14 protein-coding genes are annotated in these 15,037 nt (G+C 69.9%); 4 read left to right on the top strand and 10 right to left on the bottom strand.

Annotation, left to right across the window (positions count from 1 at the left end):
• The first annotated feature begins 24 nt into the window (after positions 1-24).
• On the top strand, positions 25-1,227 hold the full coding sequence (locus tag IEY93_RS09190) for a M20 metallopeptidase family protein (protein WP_189162547.1): 1,203 nt from the start codon (positions 25-27) through the stop codon (positions 1,225-1,227).
• A gap of 137 nt (positions 1,228-1,364) precedes the next feature.
• Here the strand turns inward: IEY93_RS09190 and IEY93_RS09185 are convergent, their stop codons facing one another.
• Both IEY93_RS09185 and IEY93_RS09180 read right to left on the bottom strand, forming a co-directional pair.
• A complete protein-coding gene (locus tag IEY93_RS09185; protein WP_203968661.1) occupies positions 1,365-2,255 on the bottom strand; it encodes a hypothetical protein in 891 nt (296 codons plus the stop codon).
• Between the two features lie 150 nt (positions 2,256-2,405).
• Positions 2,406-4,037 (bottom strand): penicillin-binding transpeptidase domain-containing protein, encoded by a 1,632-nt coding sequence (locus IEY93_RS09180; protein ID WP_189162546.1) that lies wholly within the window; start codon positions 4,035-4,037, stop codon positions 2,406-2,408.
• A gap of 62 nt (positions 4,038-4,099) precedes the next feature.
• On the opposite strand from IEY93_RS09180, the gene IEY93_RS09175 reads away from it, so the two are divergent.
• Positions 4,100-4,951: a spermidine synthase gene (locus IEY93_RS09175; protein WP_372444506.1), complete on the top strand. Its 852-nt coding sequence runs from the start codon at positions 4,100-4,102 to the stop codon at positions 4,949-4,951.
• 47 nt (positions 4,952-4,998) lie between these two features.
• Here the strand turns inward: IEY93_RS09175 and IEY93_RS09170 are convergent, their stop codons facing one another.
• From IEY93_RS09170 to ngcE, 6 genes are all read right to left on the bottom strand, one after another.
• Positions 4,999-5,298 (bottom strand): 4a-hydroxytetrahydrobiopterin dehydratase, encoded by a 300-nt coding sequence (locus IEY93_RS09170; RefSeq protein ID WP_189162545.1) that lies wholly within the window; start codon positions 5,296-5,298, stop codon positions 4,999-5,001.
• Positions 5,299-5,446: 148 nt separating this feature from the next.
• Positions 5,447-5,998 (bottom strand): carboxymuconolactone decarboxylase family protein, encoded by a 552-nt coding sequence (locus tag IEY93_RS09165; RefSeq protein ID WP_189162544.1) that lies wholly within the window; start codon positions 5,996-5,998, stop codon positions 5,447-5,449.
• Positions 5,999-6,126: 128 nt separating this feature from the next.
• Entirely contained in the window at positions 6,127-8,238 is a 2,112-nt protein-coding gene (locus tag IEY93_RS09160) for a M6 family metalloprotease domain-containing protein (protein WP_229690998.1), read from the bottom strand.
• Between the two features lie 135 nt (positions 8,239-8,373).
• Positions 8,374-9,279 carry a carbohydrate ABC transporter permease gene (locus tag IEY93_RS09155; protein WP_189162543.1) on the bottom strand — a complete coding sequence of 302 codons (906 nt, stop codon included), beginning with the start codon at positions 9,277-9,279 and terminating at the stop codon, positions 8,374-8,376.
• Between the two features lies 1 nt (position 9,280).
• Positions 9,281-10,234, bottom strand: a complete 954-nt coding sequence (locus IEY93_RS09150; protein ID WP_229690997.1) for a carbohydrate ABC transporter permease — start codon at positions 10,232-10,234, stop codon at positions 9,281-9,283.
• Positions 10,235-10,240: 6 nt separating this feature from the next.
• Positions 10,241-11,689: an N-acetylglucosamine/diacetylchitobiose ABC transporter substrate-binding protein gene (ngcE, locus tag IEY93_RS09145; RefSeq protein WP_189162542.1), complete on the bottom strand. Its 1,449-nt coding sequence runs from the start codon at positions 11,687-11,689 to the stop codon at positions 10,241-10,243.
• A 529-nt stretch (positions 11,690-12,218) separates the two neighbouring features.
• Between ngcE and IEY93_RS09140 the strand changes: the two genes are divergently transcribed.
• A complete protein-coding gene (locus tag IEY93_RS09140; protein ID WP_203968660.1) occupies positions 12,219-13,457 on the top strand; it encodes a DUF4032 domain-containing protein in 1,239 nt (412 codons plus the stop codon).
• A 160-nt stretch (positions 13,458-13,617) separates the two neighbouring features.
• Here the strand turns inward: IEY93_RS09140 and IEY93_RS09135 are convergent, their stop codons facing one another.
• Positions 13,618-13,863: a DUF397 domain-containing protein gene (locus IEY93_RS09135; protein WP_203968659.1), complete on the bottom strand. Its 246-nt coding sequence runs from the start codon at positions 13,861-13,863 to the stop codon at positions 13,618-13,620.
• A 33-nt stretch (positions 13,864-13,896) separates the two neighbouring features.
• Positions 13,897-14,400, bottom strand: coding sequence for a 2-thiouracil desulfurase family protein (locus IEY93_RS09130; protein ID WP_189162540.1), 504 nt, complete (start codon positions 14,398-14,400; stop codon positions 13,897-13,899).
• A 254-nt stretch (positions 14,401-14,654) separates the two neighbouring features.
• On the opposite strand from IEY93_RS09130, the gene IEY93_RS09125 reads away from it, so the two are divergent.
• Positions 14,655-15,035, top strand: coding sequence for a roadblock/LC7 domain-containing protein (locus tag IEY93_RS09125; protein ID WP_189162539.1), 381 nt, complete (start codon positions 14,655-14,657; stop codon positions 15,033-15,035).
• The last annotated feature ends 2 nt before the right edge of the window (positions 15,036-15,037 follow it).

The following is a 15,037-nucleotide window of genomic DNA, read 5'->3' as shown; positions in this document are numbered from 1 at the left end:
CTGAGGACCAGGAGGAGATGCCCGGTGTCACTCCGCGAAGCCGCCCACGACATGCGCGAAGAGCTCGTCCGCCTGCGCCATGCCCTGCACCGCGAGCCGGAGCTCGGCCTGGACCTGCCGAGGACGCAGGAGAAGGTGCTCGGCGCGCTCGCCGGCCTGCCGCTGGAGGTGACCACCGGCGACCGGCTGACCTCGGTGACCGCCGTACTGCGCGGCGCGCGTCCCGGCCCGACCGTGCTGCTGCGCGGTGACATGGATGCTCTGCCGGTCTCCGAGCGCAGCGGGGCCAGGGTGGTCTCAGAGCTGCCGGGCCGCATGCACGCCTGCGGCCACGACCTGCACACCACCATGCTGGCCGGCGCCGCGCACCTGCTCGCGGCCCGTCGCGACCGGCTCGCCGGAGACGTCGTCTTCATGTTCCAGCCCGGCGAGGAGGGCGCGGGCGGCGCGAAGATCATGATCGATGAAGGGCTGCTGGAGGTGTCGGGCCGGCGCCCGGTCGCCGCCTACGCCCTGCACGTGATCAGCTCGGTGCTCCCCCAGGGCGTCTTCGTCACCCGCAGCGGCCCGATCATGGCGGCGGCCGACCGGGTGGTGGTCACCGTCCGCGGCAGGGGTGGTCACGGGTCGATGCCGCACCGGGCCGGCGACCCCATCCCCGCGGCCTGCGAGATGGTCACCGCGCTGCAGACCATGGTGACCCGGGGCTTCGACGTGTTCGACCCGGTGGTGGTGACCGTGGGCAGCTTCCACGCCGGCACCGCCGACAACATCATTCCCGAGGAGGCCAGGTTCGAGGCGACGGTGCGGTCGTTCTCAGCGGCGGCGCACGCCCGCGTACAGGAGCGCATCCACACGCTGCTCAAGGGCATCGCCGCCGCGCACGGCCTGGAGGTCGAGGTGGTGTACGACGTCAGCTACCCGGTGACCGTGAACAGCTCCGCCGAGGTGGACTTCACCGCCGACACCGTACGCGAGGTGTTCGACGAGCACCGCTTCATCCGGGCGCCACAGCCGTTCACCGGCTCGGAGGACTTCTCGTTCGTCTGCGACCAGGTGCCCTCGGCGTTCATCGCCCTGGGCGCCTGCCCGGACGGCACCGACCCGGCACGGGCGGCCTACAACCACGCGCCGGAGGCCGTCTTCGACGACGCGGTGCTCCCCGAGGGCACCGCCCTCTACGCCGAACTCGCCGAACGCCGCCTCGCCCAGGAGACACCCGCGTAACCGAGCCTCCGACCGCCCGCACGGCGGGCGGAACACGCGACACGGCGGGCGGAGCAGACGCGACACCAGCGGGCACACCTGCAAGGCCCACGGCCTGCGACGAGCCGGCCGTCCTTGTTCGATCGGGCGCCCACCTGTCAGGAGAAGACGTCCGCCGCCTGCTCCGCGGTGCCGGCGCGGCTGATCCACCGGTCGAGTTCCAGCCGGTCGGTACACGCCATGACGCGCTTGTACTCGTCCTCGGACAGCGAGATACCTCGGCTCTCCAGGACCAGCAGAAGCGCCTCCGCCTTTCCCTCCGCCTTGCCCTCCGCCTTGCCCTCCGCCTTTCCCTTCGCCTCCCCTTCGGCCACGTATCGCAGCGCGAAGTCGCTTTTGTACTTATATGTTCCGGCTACCATTAGTTCCTCCATATACTTCCGTGCGGCCTCCGGGAGTGCCGACATGACGAAATCAGCGTACAACTGTGCGCGATCGCCGTCGATGGAAGGCAGACCTTCGACGAACCCGTCAACGATGGCCTGCGCCTCGATGTCACCGCCGTGGGCGACGGCGGACAATACCGCCAATTCCGGCACCCGGACGACCTCTGCCGGATCGGTCACGACGGGTACGACGGCAGGTCCCGCGACCATCGGGGCGAGGCACCATCCAGGATGTCCCATCTCGATCGGCTGGCCGCACCAGGCGGCCGTGGCGGCGTCCGGGCAGACGACCAGCAGGACCGCAGGGCACTTCATCCGTGCGCGGATCGAGGCCAGGTAGACCGGCCAACTCCAGCGTTTGCCCTGGTCGCGGCTTCGCTGCACCTCGACGACGGCCGCCAGCACCGGGACCTCGTCGGTAAAGACGACCACCGCGTCCGCACGGTACTCCGTCGGGGGGACCTCGGTGAGATCGCCGGAGGCGAGCCTGGCCTCGCGGTAGGAAGGCACCGGTAGCCCCAGTGCGCCATCAAGCAGATCCGCGGCCAATTGGGGACGGTTTTTGAAAAGCATGATGAGAGCTTCGTGTTCCAGTTCAGGCACGGCAGGAGATTATCGGCCGAGTAAATCCACGGCAAATCAACTCACAAATTTCCGGCTATCCGATTTGTCGCCTGAATATGCAGATCGACTGGTATACCGACGGCAGATAGTACGGCATTCAATGTCACGCAAAGGGATGGCCGGTGTGGGTCATAGGGCGGCGAGGAAGCGTGCGGCGACGGTGGCGGCGTCCACGGCCGGCTCGCCGGTGCCGGTGGCATCCCGCTCAAGGAGTACGGCGAAGGCCAGATCGCCGCGATAGCCGGTGAACCATGAGCCGGGCCCGCTCGCGTCCCGGCCCTGCGCGCCCTGGCCTGCCCCACCTTGCCCTTGCGTGCCTTCGCCGTCCGGGCCTGCCGCGGTGGTGCCGGTCGCGCCGGTCGTGCCGGCCACGCCCGGGGGGAGGCCCGAGGCGGCGGCGGCGCCGTCGGTCGCCACGGCCGCCATCATCGACCGCAACTGCGCGACGACCGGCGCGGGCAGGGGCTCGGGCTTCGGCCTGCCGGTCTCCAGGCGCCGCACGGCCCGCTCCGACATCAGCCGGGGCGGGCGCCAGGTGCCGTCGCGGACGGCCGCGGCGACCAGCGCCATGCACAGCGGCGTGGCCCGCACGGAGTTTCGCCCGATGGCGTCGCCGCCCAGCGCGTCGCCGTCGCCCGCCTTGCGCATCGTGCCGCACTGCCCGCCGATCCCCGACTTCAGCGCGCCGCCGAACCCCAGCCGGGCCGCCTGCCTGCGCAGCGCCGCGTCACCGAGCCGCTCGACGGCGAGGCGGGCGAAGGTGGTGTCGCACGACAGCGCGAAGGCCTCGCGCAGGCTCACCTTCCCGTGGTCCTCCCCGCCCTCGTTGGTGAACACCTGCCCGCCCGGGCCGGTGTAGCGGGCCGGGCACGGCACCGGCGAGGTGCCGCTCAGCCCGTCGCCGAGCAGCGCCGCCGCTGTGACGATGGTGAACGTCGACCCGGGCGGGGAGGGCCGGTAGAACGCCCCCTGACCGGCCAGGCGGTCGGCCACGGCCAGCACCTCGCCGGTGGACGGCCGGACCGCGACGACGGCCGCCGGCCCCTCAACGCCGTCCAGGGCTCGCGCCGCCGCGGCCTGGGTCCACCAGTCGAGCGTGGTGCGGTAGGTCCGCTCGACCGGCGGGCGGAAGACGACGAGGTTCCTGCTGCGGCCGGTCGCCGAGCTCGCCTCGATCGCCCAGCCGCGTACCGGGTCGTTCTCGAGGGCGTCGATCCTGCGGGCGAGGTCTCGGAGGTAGGTCTCGGCGCCGCTGCGGTCCGGTAGCGGGCGGCCCTGCCGGGTGCGCAGCTCGGTGCCCGGCACCGTGATCCGCCGCAGCCGCAGCCGTTCGCCCTCCGGGACCCCCGGGGTGAGGGTCTGCTGCGTCCAGACGACCTTCCACTCGCCGTCCCGGACGGTGAGGTGCAGCACCGAGGAGAACCGCCACTCCCCCAGCTCGCCGATCTGCCTGACCCCCTCGAACGGCAGGTCGGCCGTGTGTTCCCCGCGCCGCACCAGCGTGCCCGGGGTCAGCTTGATCGACAGTACCTTCAGGTCATCGCTGAGGCGCCGGTGGCGTTCGGCGAAGTCCGCGGGCGGGGCGGCGACGAGTTCGCGCATTTCGGGCAGGTTCTCCCCGGCCCACGCCGCGAGGTAGGCCCGCCCGGTCTGCTCGGGGGTGCCGACGACCCGCCGCGCGTCCTGGAGCACGGCGAAGAGGGTGGCGGCGATGATGACGACGGTGACCCCGAAGAGAGCGAGCAGTCCTCGGCGGCGCATACGGTTCTCCCAAGGGTGCCGGGCATGGCACATCCGGATATATCAGAAGCACAGGAGACCATGTGGGCAAGCGCAAGGCCGAGGCGACCCCCGTCCCGGGCCGCTACCCGGTGGACATGGGCGAGGCCGAGCTGCTGCGCGACCTCGACCGGCCGAGCGGCTGGCTGCTCAGCATGGCCGGGGTCCCCCAGTCGTACGTGGACCTCGCGGACCCGACCTACCTGGACTTCGAGTACGTCCGGCTGATGGCCGATGTGATCGACGCGCTGGCAGAGGGGCCGCTGGACGCGGTGCACGTCGGCGCGGGCGCCTGCACGCTGCCCCGGTACATCGCGGCGACCCGCCCCGGCTCGCGGCACATCGTGGTCGAGCCGGACGCCGCCCTGGTGGAGCTCGTCCGCGAGCAGCTCGACCTGCGGTCGGTGCCCCGGCTGAAGGTGCGGGTGGCCGACGGCCGCACCGCCGTGTCCGGTCTGCGGGACGCGTCGGCGGATCTGTTCGTCCTGGACGCCTTCAGCGGCGCCACGATGCCGGTGGAGCTGGCCACCGGCGAGTACATGGGGGACATCGCCCGCGTGCTGAAGGACGACGGCACGCTGCTGGTGAACATCGCCGACGGCAAGGGCCTGGCGTTCGCACGCCGGGTGGTCGCCACCGTGCGCGGCACGTTCCCGCACGTGGCGCTGCTCGCCGAGCCGGGCATCCTGCGCGGCCGCCGCTTCGGCAACCTCATTGTGGCCGCCTCCTCGGCCCCGCTGCCGCTGCGCGAGCTGACCCGCAAGGCGGCGGGCGGCCTCACCCAGGCCCGGTGCGTCTGCGAGGAGGACCTGGAGAAGTTCGTGGCCGGCGCCGCCCCCATCAGGGACGGCGACCGGGTGATCACCCCGGTGCCGCCGCCCGAACTGTTCGAGTGATCGTCCGGCCCGTCCCGGCCCCGCGGTGGCGGGCGGAGTCCTGATGGTCAGGCGGTGGCGCCGTGGTCGGCGGCGATGGCGTCGACCCGGGCGGCGAGGGTGAAGTCCCGCTCGGTCAGGCCGCCGGCGTCGTGCGTGGTCAGGGCCAGGTGCAGCCGGCGCCAGCGGATGTCGATGTCCGGATGGTGGTCGAGGTTCTCGGCCTGCTCGGCCACGTCGTTCACGATGGCGATGGCCGTGCGGAAGTCCGGGGCGACGACCGTACGCCGGATCTCCTCCCCCTCGCGGGTCCAGTCGGGCACCTGGCTCAGCCGTGCGGAGATCGCCGCCTCGTCCAACCTTTCCATGGGAGGAGTCTCGCACGCCATGGAGAAGGCCGTCACGCGGCGCCCGGTGAGCACGGACGGACGCGGGTGAGCGCCTTGCCGCCGGAGCGGACCCGCCGCGGGCCAGGAGCCGGCCGGCGGCGCATGGTGCTCACCCGCGGCGTCACCGTCAGTGCTGTTCGGCCAGGGAGGCCCCATAGCCACGATCCACGATCAGCTCGGCCATCTCCTTGTACGCGTCGCGGTCCTCGGGAGCGAAGGTCGCAAGGCCGTCGACATACCGGTTGTACATGCAGAACGCCGCGGCGATCAGCACGGTGTCGTGGATCTCCAGGTCGGTGGCGCCCGCCTCCCGGGCCGCCGCGACGTGCTCGTCGGTGACGTCGGTGCCGATGCGCTGGACGGCCCCGGCGATGCGCAGCAGTGCCTTCATCTTGGCGGAGACCGGCGCGGTGTCCAGGTCGGCGCAGGTGTCGAGCACGATGTCCAGCCCGCCCTCGAGCTGGGCGGCGGCGAACGCGGCGTGCGAGTTGTGGCAGAACCGGCACCGGTTCAGGTCGGAGACGTAGGCGGCGATCAGTTCGCGCTCGCCACGGCTGAGGGTGTTCTCCCCGCGCAGCAGGATCTCGGCGAGCTCGTTGAGCACCTTGGCCGTATCCGGCCGGTACTTCATCAGCCCGACGATGCCCGGTGCGTCGTTGCCCAGTTCGATGTGCGGCACATGTCCTCCTGGTTGGGTCGCTGAGGTGTCAAGACGCGGCGATCCGCCCGCGCGGATCGCGAGGGCGGAAGGCCGTGGTGCGGCCGGCGGCCGGATCGGGCCGGCCGCCGCTTGGTTCGCCGAGCCGGTCAGAGGCCGACGATCCGGCAGGTCGCCGTCGCGGTCTTGGCCGGGTCGCTCTCGGAGGTGGCGGTCAGCTTGAGCCGGGCCAGGTGGGCGCCGCCCGCGGCCCGCTGGGCGTAGACGGGCACCAGCGTGCTGTCGCCGAACTTCACCGCGGCCAGCCGGTTCGGCACCCACGTCGTCCAGCCCTTGCCCTCGACCTGCGCCGACAGGCGGTAGACGTCCGAGGTGAGGTAGGCGCCGACGTCCTCGGGGTGCTGCCCCTGGGCCGCCGCGGCCTTGCCGGTGTTGGCCAGCGGGAAGCGGCAGGCCGCCCACTCGGTGCCCTTGGTGACCGCCGCGCTCGGCAGCACCCGCACTCCGCGCCGTTGCGGGCCCGCGCCGTCCAGGGAGCGGATCGCCACGGTGTAGGAGAGGATGCCCTTCTTGTCGCGGCGCACGTCGAGCACGTAGAAGTGCAGGCGGTTGGCCTGGTCGACGTACTCGTACTCGCTGCCGGAGTCGGTGCCCGCGTGGAACAGGGCGTCGGAGAGCTGACGGTAGTCGCCGATGGTGATCGGGACGCGGGTGCCGTCCGGCAGTACGTAGTCGGTCATGCCGATGTCCTGCGGGTTGGCGTCGATGACCCACTCGAACGGCGCCTGGTCCTGGTTCTTGGTCTTGGCGAGCAGCACGCCCGCGTCGGGGGTGAAGGAGTCGGCGCCCATCCGGTCCACGACCTCGATCGTGTAGTTGTGGTAGCCGCCGCCGTCGCAGAGCGGGTCGGTGGTGGTGTCGCACTTGGGGGCGAGGTCGCCGGTGCCGAGGGCGATGTTGACGCCCGACAGCCCGCTGTCGCCCGGCTGGACCTCCCGGGCGGTCACCGTGGCGACGACCAGGCCCGACTGGGCCAGCGCCTCACGCGACAGGCGCAGGACGTTCTTCTCGTCCACCATCTCCAGCTTGATCTTGTTGCGCAGCATGTGCTGGGCGCCCATCGAGCCGCCGCCGGTCGGCGGGATCGTCCAGCGGCTGTGCGGGCCGCCGGGGCCGTTGAAGCTGCCGCGGCTGAGCATCTCCCAGATGCCGGTGTACGCGCGGCGCGGCGGCACGCCGAACGGGTTGTTGTAGTTGTCGCCGATGCCGAGGATGTGGCTGAACTCGTGGGCGTAGACGCCCTGGCCGGAGCTCTCGGCCTGGGTGGAGGACCCGCCGCCGGCGTTCGGCCAGATGGTGGACGCCGAGGCCCACGAGGTCCACTCGACGTAGCGCGTCCTGGCCCAGTTGGGCAGGGCCGGGTCCGGCGGGCCGAAGGCGTCGGTGACGTCCTCCTTCGCGGGGAACTTCATCGACCCGAACTCCTGCCAGGTGGACGACTCGTCCTGCCCGGCGCTGAGGTAGAAGACGAAGTCGAACCCCTTGAGCGTGTCCTCGCCGGCGTCGGCGGCCCAGGCGGCGCGGCCGTCGGTGCGGATGTTGCGGTTGCAGTTGTCCCCCGCCGGGCAGGCGGTGCCGCCCTGGAACTCCATGGCGTACTCGTGCGACTTGCCGGGCATCTCGTACGGCCCGAAGGCGGTCAGGTCGACTCCGTACCGGCCGCCGGAGTCCTCCATCCAGTACTCGTTGATGGTGTGGCCGCGGTTGAGCTGGTTCGGGGTGTTCAGGAAGTCCTGGTAGAACCGGGCGACCTTGTCGCGCGGGATGTCGTGCGCCTCGGTGCTGGGGTTGCCGAAGACCGTCGAGTGCGCGGGGCGGGTCACCACGAACGGCTGATCGGGGTAGTCGAGCAGGACCAGCGCGCCCTTGAACGTGCGCTTGGAGGCGGTCTTCGCCGGGTCGGCCCAGGTGGTCCCCGGGACGGGCTTGTAGTCGTCCTCCCAGGTCATGTGGTCGGGGTTCTTCCAGTTCTGCGGGTCGATCGGCGCGGGGCCGCCGGGCTTGCCGCGCAGGAGCGCCGTGGGCGCGCTCTCCTGCCAGGGCTGCCGCTGTGGCCAGTGGTCGGCCTGCCACGGATGGGCCGGCTCGGGCGATGGCGCCGCCGCGGCCGGTGCCGCCGCCAGCCCCAGGGGGGCCAGCACGACGGCGAGGAACAGTACGGTCAGTCGTCTCTGCCTGCGGTGGGTCGACGACTCGGTCACGGCTCACCCCTCCGTCTGGGCCGGCGGGGCGGCCCAGGACGCAACGGACGTCTTTCTGCGAAAGATCATCCATTACTTGACGGAGCTTTTACAGAGGGTGGATCCGACAAATTACTTGAACCGCGGCAGACCACATCATTTGACGGCGCCGGCGGTGAGGCCGGACTGGATCTGCCGCTGGAAGATGATGTACACGATCAGCATGGGCAGGATGGCCATGCTCAGCGCCGCGAACAGCCCGGGCCAGTCGGCCTCGTACCCGGCGTTGGTGTTGATGTTGGCGATGCCCTGGGTGATCAGCCACTTGTCCTCGACGTTGCCCGACAGCAGCACGATCGGCAGCAGGTACTGGTTCCACTGGCCGAGGATGTTGAAGATCGTGATGCTGATCAGGCCGGGTTTGGCCATCGGCATCATGATCTGGAAGAACGTACGGGTGTGCGAGCAGCCGTCCATCATCGCCGCCTCGCCCACCGAGGTGGGCAGCGTCTTGAAGAACGCGGTCAGGAAGAACACCGTGAACGGCAGCGAGTAGGCGACGTAGACCAGGATCACGCCGGTGTAGGTGTCGGTCAGCCCGAAGCCCTTCACCACGAAGAACAGCGGCACCAGCGCCAGGAACACCGGGAAGGCCAGCCCGGACACGAACAGGAAGTAGATCGCCCGGTTGCCCCAGAAGCGGTAGCGGGCCAGCACGTACGCGGCCATCGAGCCGAACAGCATCGTGAAGAACGTGCTCACGCCGACGACGAAGACCGTGTTCAGCATGTACCGGCCGAGGTGCGCCTTGCTCCAGGCCCGCCCCCAGGAGGACCAGTCATAGCCGCTCGGCAACGCCAGCGGGGCGTCGCCGACGATCTCGGCGTTGGTCTTGAAGGACGCGAGGAACGTCCACAGGATCGGGCCGATGACCAGGATCGCCCACACCACCAGCGCGACGTGGGACAGCGCGCCGAAGACGCCCACGCCGCTCCGCTGCCGGGGCCCGGCCGTCACCCGTGGCGTCTTGGCCACCCGCACCGGTTCGGTTCGCGTCGCCATGTCAGAACTCGATCCTCTCGCGCCGCGTCACGCGCAGGCTGAGCGCCGCGAACGTGATGGTCAGGAAGAACAGCGCCACGCCCATCGCCGAGGCGTAGCCGAACTTGGAGAAGGTGAACGCGGTCCGCCAGATCTCCAGGGGCAGCACCGTCGTCGCGTTGTCCGGACCGCCCCGGTCCACCGACAGCACCTGCACCAGTGCGAAGCAGTCGAACGCGGCGATGCCGAGGTACACCCAGCCGACCTGGATGGTGTCCCAGATCAGCGGCAGGGTGATGCTGAAGAACAGCCGGAACCGGCCCGCGCCGTCCAGGGCCGCCGCCTCGAACACATCGCGCGGGATGGCCGACATGCCGGCCGAGAACAGCACGACGTAGAACCCGACCGACTGCCAGACGACCACGGCCATGATCGCCCACAGGGCGAGGCCGGTGTCGGTCAGCCAGCCGACCGGGCCCAGGCCCACGGCCGCGAGCAGCCCGTTCAGCACACCGGTGCCGTCGGGGCGGTAGATCGCCTGGAACAGCACGCCGACCACCGCCACGGCCAGCACCTGGGGGAAGAAGTACACCACGCGGTAGAACCGCGCCCCCCACACGCCGGTCAGCCGCCCGCCGCCGGTACCGCCGCCGAGGTTGAGCAGGAACGAGAAGAACAGCGCGATCGCGATGGTGATCAGCGGCATGGCGAGCAGCAGGAGGCCGTGGTGGCGCACCGCCGCCCAGAAGACCTCGTCGTCCAGCAGCCGGCCGAAGTTCTCGAAGCCGATGTACCGCGGATTGGCCGAGATGCCCTTCCAGTTGGTCAGCGAGATGTAGAACGCCTGGATGTACGGGCTGATCACGAAGACCACGTAGAGGGCCAGCGGGATCGCGAGGAAGGAGACGATGAACCCGTACGTCCGCATCTTCGCCGAGAGCAGCCCCCCGGCCGGCCCGACGTCGCCACGCCGCATGATCGACTACACCGTCCGGTTCTGCTTGGTGATGGAGGAGTCGGCCTTGACCGAGTCGGCCTTCTTCTGCATGTTCGCGCAGAACTCCTCGGCGGAGATGCGGCCGAACATCAGGGAGTTGGTCTGCTTGCGCAGCTCGGTCTCCAGCTCCTTGTACCAGTTCTCGAAGCTGCTGTAGGTGACGTTGTTGCTGCCCGCGGCCTTGACGGCGTCGTTCACGCTCTTCAGGCCAGGGCTGAGGGAGAGCCCGTCGGCGGCGCCCACGACGACGGTGAGGCTGCCGGACTTCTCGGTGAAGCCCTTCGCGCCCTCCTTGGAGAGCATGATGCGGGCGTACTCCAGCGCGCCCGCGGTGTTCTTGCCCTTCGACGGGATGATGTACGGCTCGCCGGCGGCGGAACGGACCGCCTCGAACGGCATCTTGTCCGCCGAGGTGAGGCTCGGGGTCGGCGTCAGGGCGTACTCGAAGGTGTCCGGGGTGTTGGACTTCTGCTCGTTCTCCAGCCAGGAGCCGGACGGGTACAGCGCGACCTTGTCCTGGTTCTGCCTGGTCTGCACCTCGGTGTGGATGAGCCCTTCGTAGCTCTTGTCCATGAACTTGCCGATCTCGGCCCAGGCGGCGGCCGACTGCTTGACCGAGTCGCGGTTCCAGACGCCGTCCACCAGGTTGTCGATGTCCATCAGGACCTGGTTGCCCTCGACCTTGGCGGCGGTGATGAGGATCATCCAGTACTGGTAGTAGGCGGCGTTCTTGCCCGCGTAGGCGTACGGCGTGATGCCGGCCTTCTTGATCGTCTCGCAGAGCGTCTTGAACTCGTCGAAGGTCTTCGGCGGAGTCCAGCCCTTCTCCTGGAAGAGCTTGGCGTTGTACCAGAGGCCGTAGGTGCTGGCCACGTAGTTCAGGATGTACGGCTTGCCGGCGACCTGGCCCGACTCGACGGTGCCGGGGATGAGGGTGTCCTTGACCGTCTTGCTCGGGTCGTCCGGGGAGGGGGCGTCGAACAGCGGGGTCAGGTCGAGGAGCTGTCCCTCGGACTGCAGGGCGCCCATGTCCATCAGGTCGGTGCCGGAGTTGGCGATGAAGTCGGGCACGTCGCCGCTGGCGAAGCGGGGCTGCAGGGTCTGGGCGATCTGCTGCGTGGCGACGTGCTTGACCGACGCCTTGGGGAACTCCTTCTTGTACATCGGCTCGTGGACGTCGGTGGCGTAGGAGTCGCCGAGACCGCCCTTGAAGATGACCACTTCGAGGGCGGCGTCCGCCTTGACCCCGAAGGGGTTGGCCGCCGACGTCGCGGCGCCGCTCGCGGTCGCGCTGGGGGCGGGCTCGCCCGCTCCGCTGGTCGCGCAGGCGCTGAGCACGCTCGCCGCCGGACCTGCGAAGAGTGCGGTGAGGCCGATCCGGCGGAGCATCTGCCGCCGGGTGATCTCTCGGGGCGTGCCGGCGGAGTTGGACATGCAACCCTCCAGGAATGGGCTATCAAATAGGAAAGTTTCCTAAACGTTTGGAGGAACGTACGTCCATCCCCCTGCACCGTCAAGTGGTATGGGCCAACCCGTGATCGAGCTGTGGCCGACCAGCATTCGACCCGCGACAGAGGGCCCGGGGGAGGCCTTGACGAAATCCCCACGTAACCGGGTAACCACACAGGTCATGGGCCGATGATGGCACAGACACCCCGCGAGCCGACACCCCTCGAACCTGGTCTAGACCAGACGGCCCGGATCGGCGAAACGACCTCGCACAGGTCCGGTCGCCTTCCGCGCGGCGGCCGTCTCCATCACGATCCGATAACGCCCCTCGCGGCGCGGTCGGCGTCCACCAGCCGGACCACCCTGCGATGCCACCGCGCGAACGGCTAGCGTCGGTACGAACAACCCGAAAGCGACATACGCTCTTGGCGACGAACCGTCCGACCCCGCCCCCCTCAACCAGCCGAAGTCGCCGCATGACCCAAAGGCGGCCCGACGTTGAAGGAGCCCGAGCTTGCCGCTCCAGATGACTGGCGCTCCCAGTGATCCCGACCTGATCCGCCTGCCCTGGGACGTGCCGCTGGCCGAGTGGCCCGAGCACTACCTGGTGACGCTGCCGCGCGGCATCTCCCGGCACATCGTCCGGTTCGCCCGGCTCTCCGGCCGGGTGTACGCGATCAAGGAGATCAGCGAGCGGTACGCCAAGCGGGAGTACCAGCTCCTGTGGGACCTGAGCCGCCTCGACACCCCCTCCGTCGAGCCGGTGGCCGTCGTCACCGGCAGGAAGTCGGCCGACGGCGAGCCGCTGGACTCCGCGCTCATCACCCGCCACCTGCAGTTCTCCCTGCCGTACCGCGCCGTGCTGTCGGGCACTCTGCGCCCCGACACGCTCATCCGCCTGCTCGACGCGCTGGCCGTCCTCATCGTGCGGCTGCACCTGAACGGGTTCTTCTGGGGCGACTGCTCACTGAGCAACACCCTGTTCCGCCGGGACGCCGGCGCCTTCGCCGCCTACCTGGTGGACGCCGAGACCGGCGAACTGCACCCCGTGCTCACCCAGGGCCAGCGCTCGCACGACATCGACGTCGCGCACGTCAACATCTACGGCGAGATGCTCGACCTGGAGGCCGGCGGCCTGCTGCACCCCTCGATCGACCCGCTGGCGTTCGCCGAGCAGCTCGTCGAGCGCTACCAGCGGCTGTGGAAGGAGCTCACCGAGGAGGAGATCGTCGAGGACGTGGAGTGGCACCGCGTCGACCAGCGGATCAGGCGGCTCAACTCCCTCGGCTTCGACGTCGCCGAGATGATGGTCCGGCGCAAGGCGGGCACCGCGCGGCTCATCGTCCGGCCGAAGGTCGTGGACGCCGGGCACCACCAGCGCCGCCTGCTCCGGCTGACCGGGCTCGACGTCGAGGAGAACCAGGCCCGGCGGCTGCTCAACGACCTCGACGCCTTCCGGGTCGCCAAGGGACTGCGGCACGAGGACGAGGCGATCGTGGCCCACCGCTGGCTCGCCGAGGTGTTCCAGCCGACCGTCGGCGCCATCCCCGCGGAGCTGCGCGGCAAGCTGGAGCCCGCCCAGCTCTTCCACGAGGTGCTCGACCACCGCTGGTACATGTCCGAGGCCGCCGGCCACGACGTCGGCCTGGAGACCGCCGTTGAGTCCTACATCCAGAACGTCCTGGTCTTCAAACCCGACGAAAAAGCCGTAATAGGCGAAACCCCCGACACCCCCACGTCCGACATCCCCTGACAGAACCACCGGCGAAAAGGTGGGTGGGGACACCGCACGATTACTGTGCGACCTCCCCTGGCGCACGAACACCGACATCGGGTACAGCTCCTGCTCACCGGGCAGATCCTTCACGATGCGCAGCCCACGCGCTTTCGCGAAGGATCCAAGCCGTTCGATTTCAGGCGCGATCAGCCGCCCCGAGACGTCCCTCCTTGATTCCGCTGAGGAAGGCGCTCCACTCGTGCGCCGAGAATGCCAACAGAGCACTGTCAGGCCGCTTGGAGTCCCGTACGAAGCGGAGAGATTCGGTACTCACCTCCAGATCGGACGCCTCAGAACCACCTACGCTGGCGACCTCGACACAGTTGCCGCCCTGACCGCTGCTCCGCGAGCTTTTCCGCCACTGCAACCGCGAAATGTCCACGTCGACTCCCTGAGTTACGTCCTTCACGCCAGATCAACTTGAGGTTGCTTCGAGGGTTTGGAGGTGGGTGGCGGCTTCGGGGAGGCGGTCTTCGGCGAAGACGCGGATGCCGTAGGCCTCCAGCAGGGCGGCGGTCACGCCGGCGCCCCGAGTGACCCGGCCGCGGAAGGTGCCGTCGTGGATGCGCAGGCTGCCGCATGAAGGGCTGCCCTCCTTGAGGACGGCCACCCTGATGCCCATCGATCGGGCCAGGGCCAGGGCGGTCTGCGCGCCGGCCAGGAAGTGCCGGGTGACGTCGGTGCCGTCCGGGGTGAGGATGCGGGCCGCGCCGGACAGCACGGCGGCGCCCCCGGCCCCGCCCTCGATCTCGGCGGGTGGCCTCGGCACCGGCAGGCCGCCTTCGACCTCGGGGCAGAACGGGACCAGCCGGCCCTCGGACCGCCACCGCTCGAACAGCGTGTCGTCCAGAGTCTTGGCGCGGCCGTCGAAACGCACTCGCCGGCCCATCAGGCACGCGCTGACCAGGATCCTCTCCACCACGCCACCGTAGCCCGCGCTCGTCTCCCCCGAGCGGTCCGTGCTCCGCGGCATCGCGAACGGCCCTGCGGTGGAGAGGGGACCGAATGGGGTTCGGCGTTGGGGGTGCCACTTGGCGGACGAATCCTTCCACCTGATGACACATCCTTCTATCTGCGACTTGTCTCTGACAATTACTCACATTCAGTGCTCGCGGTCATCTACCTAGAGTGTCGCGCCAGGTACGGAAGGCAACGACCGGCGAGGGCGGCATCATGCTGGACATCGAGGACTGTCTCACCGACATCCTGGCGATCCCCGGGGCGCTGGACGCGCTCGTCATCGAGGACACCGGCGGCACGGCGGTGGCCATGGGCCGCGCATCGGCGCAGCTGGACCCGCAGGCGGCGGCCGGCGCGCTGAGCCGGACGCTGCACGCGACCATCGACGGGCTGGCCGTCGCGTCACCGGCCGGGACGGTGCGGGTCGAGGACGTCATCGTCACCTCCGACCAGGGCCACCACCTGCTCCGGCCGCTGGAGACGCCGCTCACCGGCCCGGTGCTGCTCTACCTGCGCCTGGACCTCGAACGCGCCAACCTCGCGCTCGCCCGCCACCGTCTGCGCGCCGCCGCGTCCCGGCTGACCGCGAGGTGAGT

The organism is Sphaerisporangium melleum (genome assembly GCF_014646695.1).
Taxonomy (GTDB): Bacteria; Actinomycetota; Actinomycetes; order Streptosporangiales; family Streptosporangiaceae; genus Sphaerisporangium; species Sphaerisporangium melleum.
Note: the sequence above shows the minus strand (reverse complement) of the source record. Positions and strands in the feature narration are given on the sequence as shown.

Bases quoted from the DNA above. Each gene is read 5' to 3' on its own strand.
- IEY93_RS09155 (WP_189162543.1), bottom strand. From the start codon at position 9,279: ATGGCGACGCGAACCGAACCGGTGCGGGTGGCCAAGACGCCACGGGTG.
- IEY93_RS09180 (WP_189162546.1), bottom strand. From the start codon at position 4,037: ATGCGCCGCCGAGGACTGCTCGCTCTCTTCGGGGTCACCGTCGTCATC.
- ngcE (WP_189162542.1), bottom strand. From the start codon at position 11,689: ATGTCCAACTCCGCCGGCACGCCCCGAGAGATCACCCGGCGGCAGATG.
- IEY93_RS09125 (WP_189162539.1), top strand. From the start codon at position 14,655: ATGCTGGACATCGAGGACTGTCTCACCGACATCCTGGCGATCCCCGGG.
- IEY93_RS09170 (WP_189162545.1), bottom strand. From the start codon at position 5,298: ATGGAAAGGTTGGACGAGGCGGCGATCTCCGCACGGCTGAGCCAGGTG.
- IEY93_RS09150 (WP_229690997.1), bottom strand. From the start codon at position 10,234: ATGCGGCGTGGCGACGTCGGGCCGGCCGGGGGGCTGCTCTCGGCGAAG.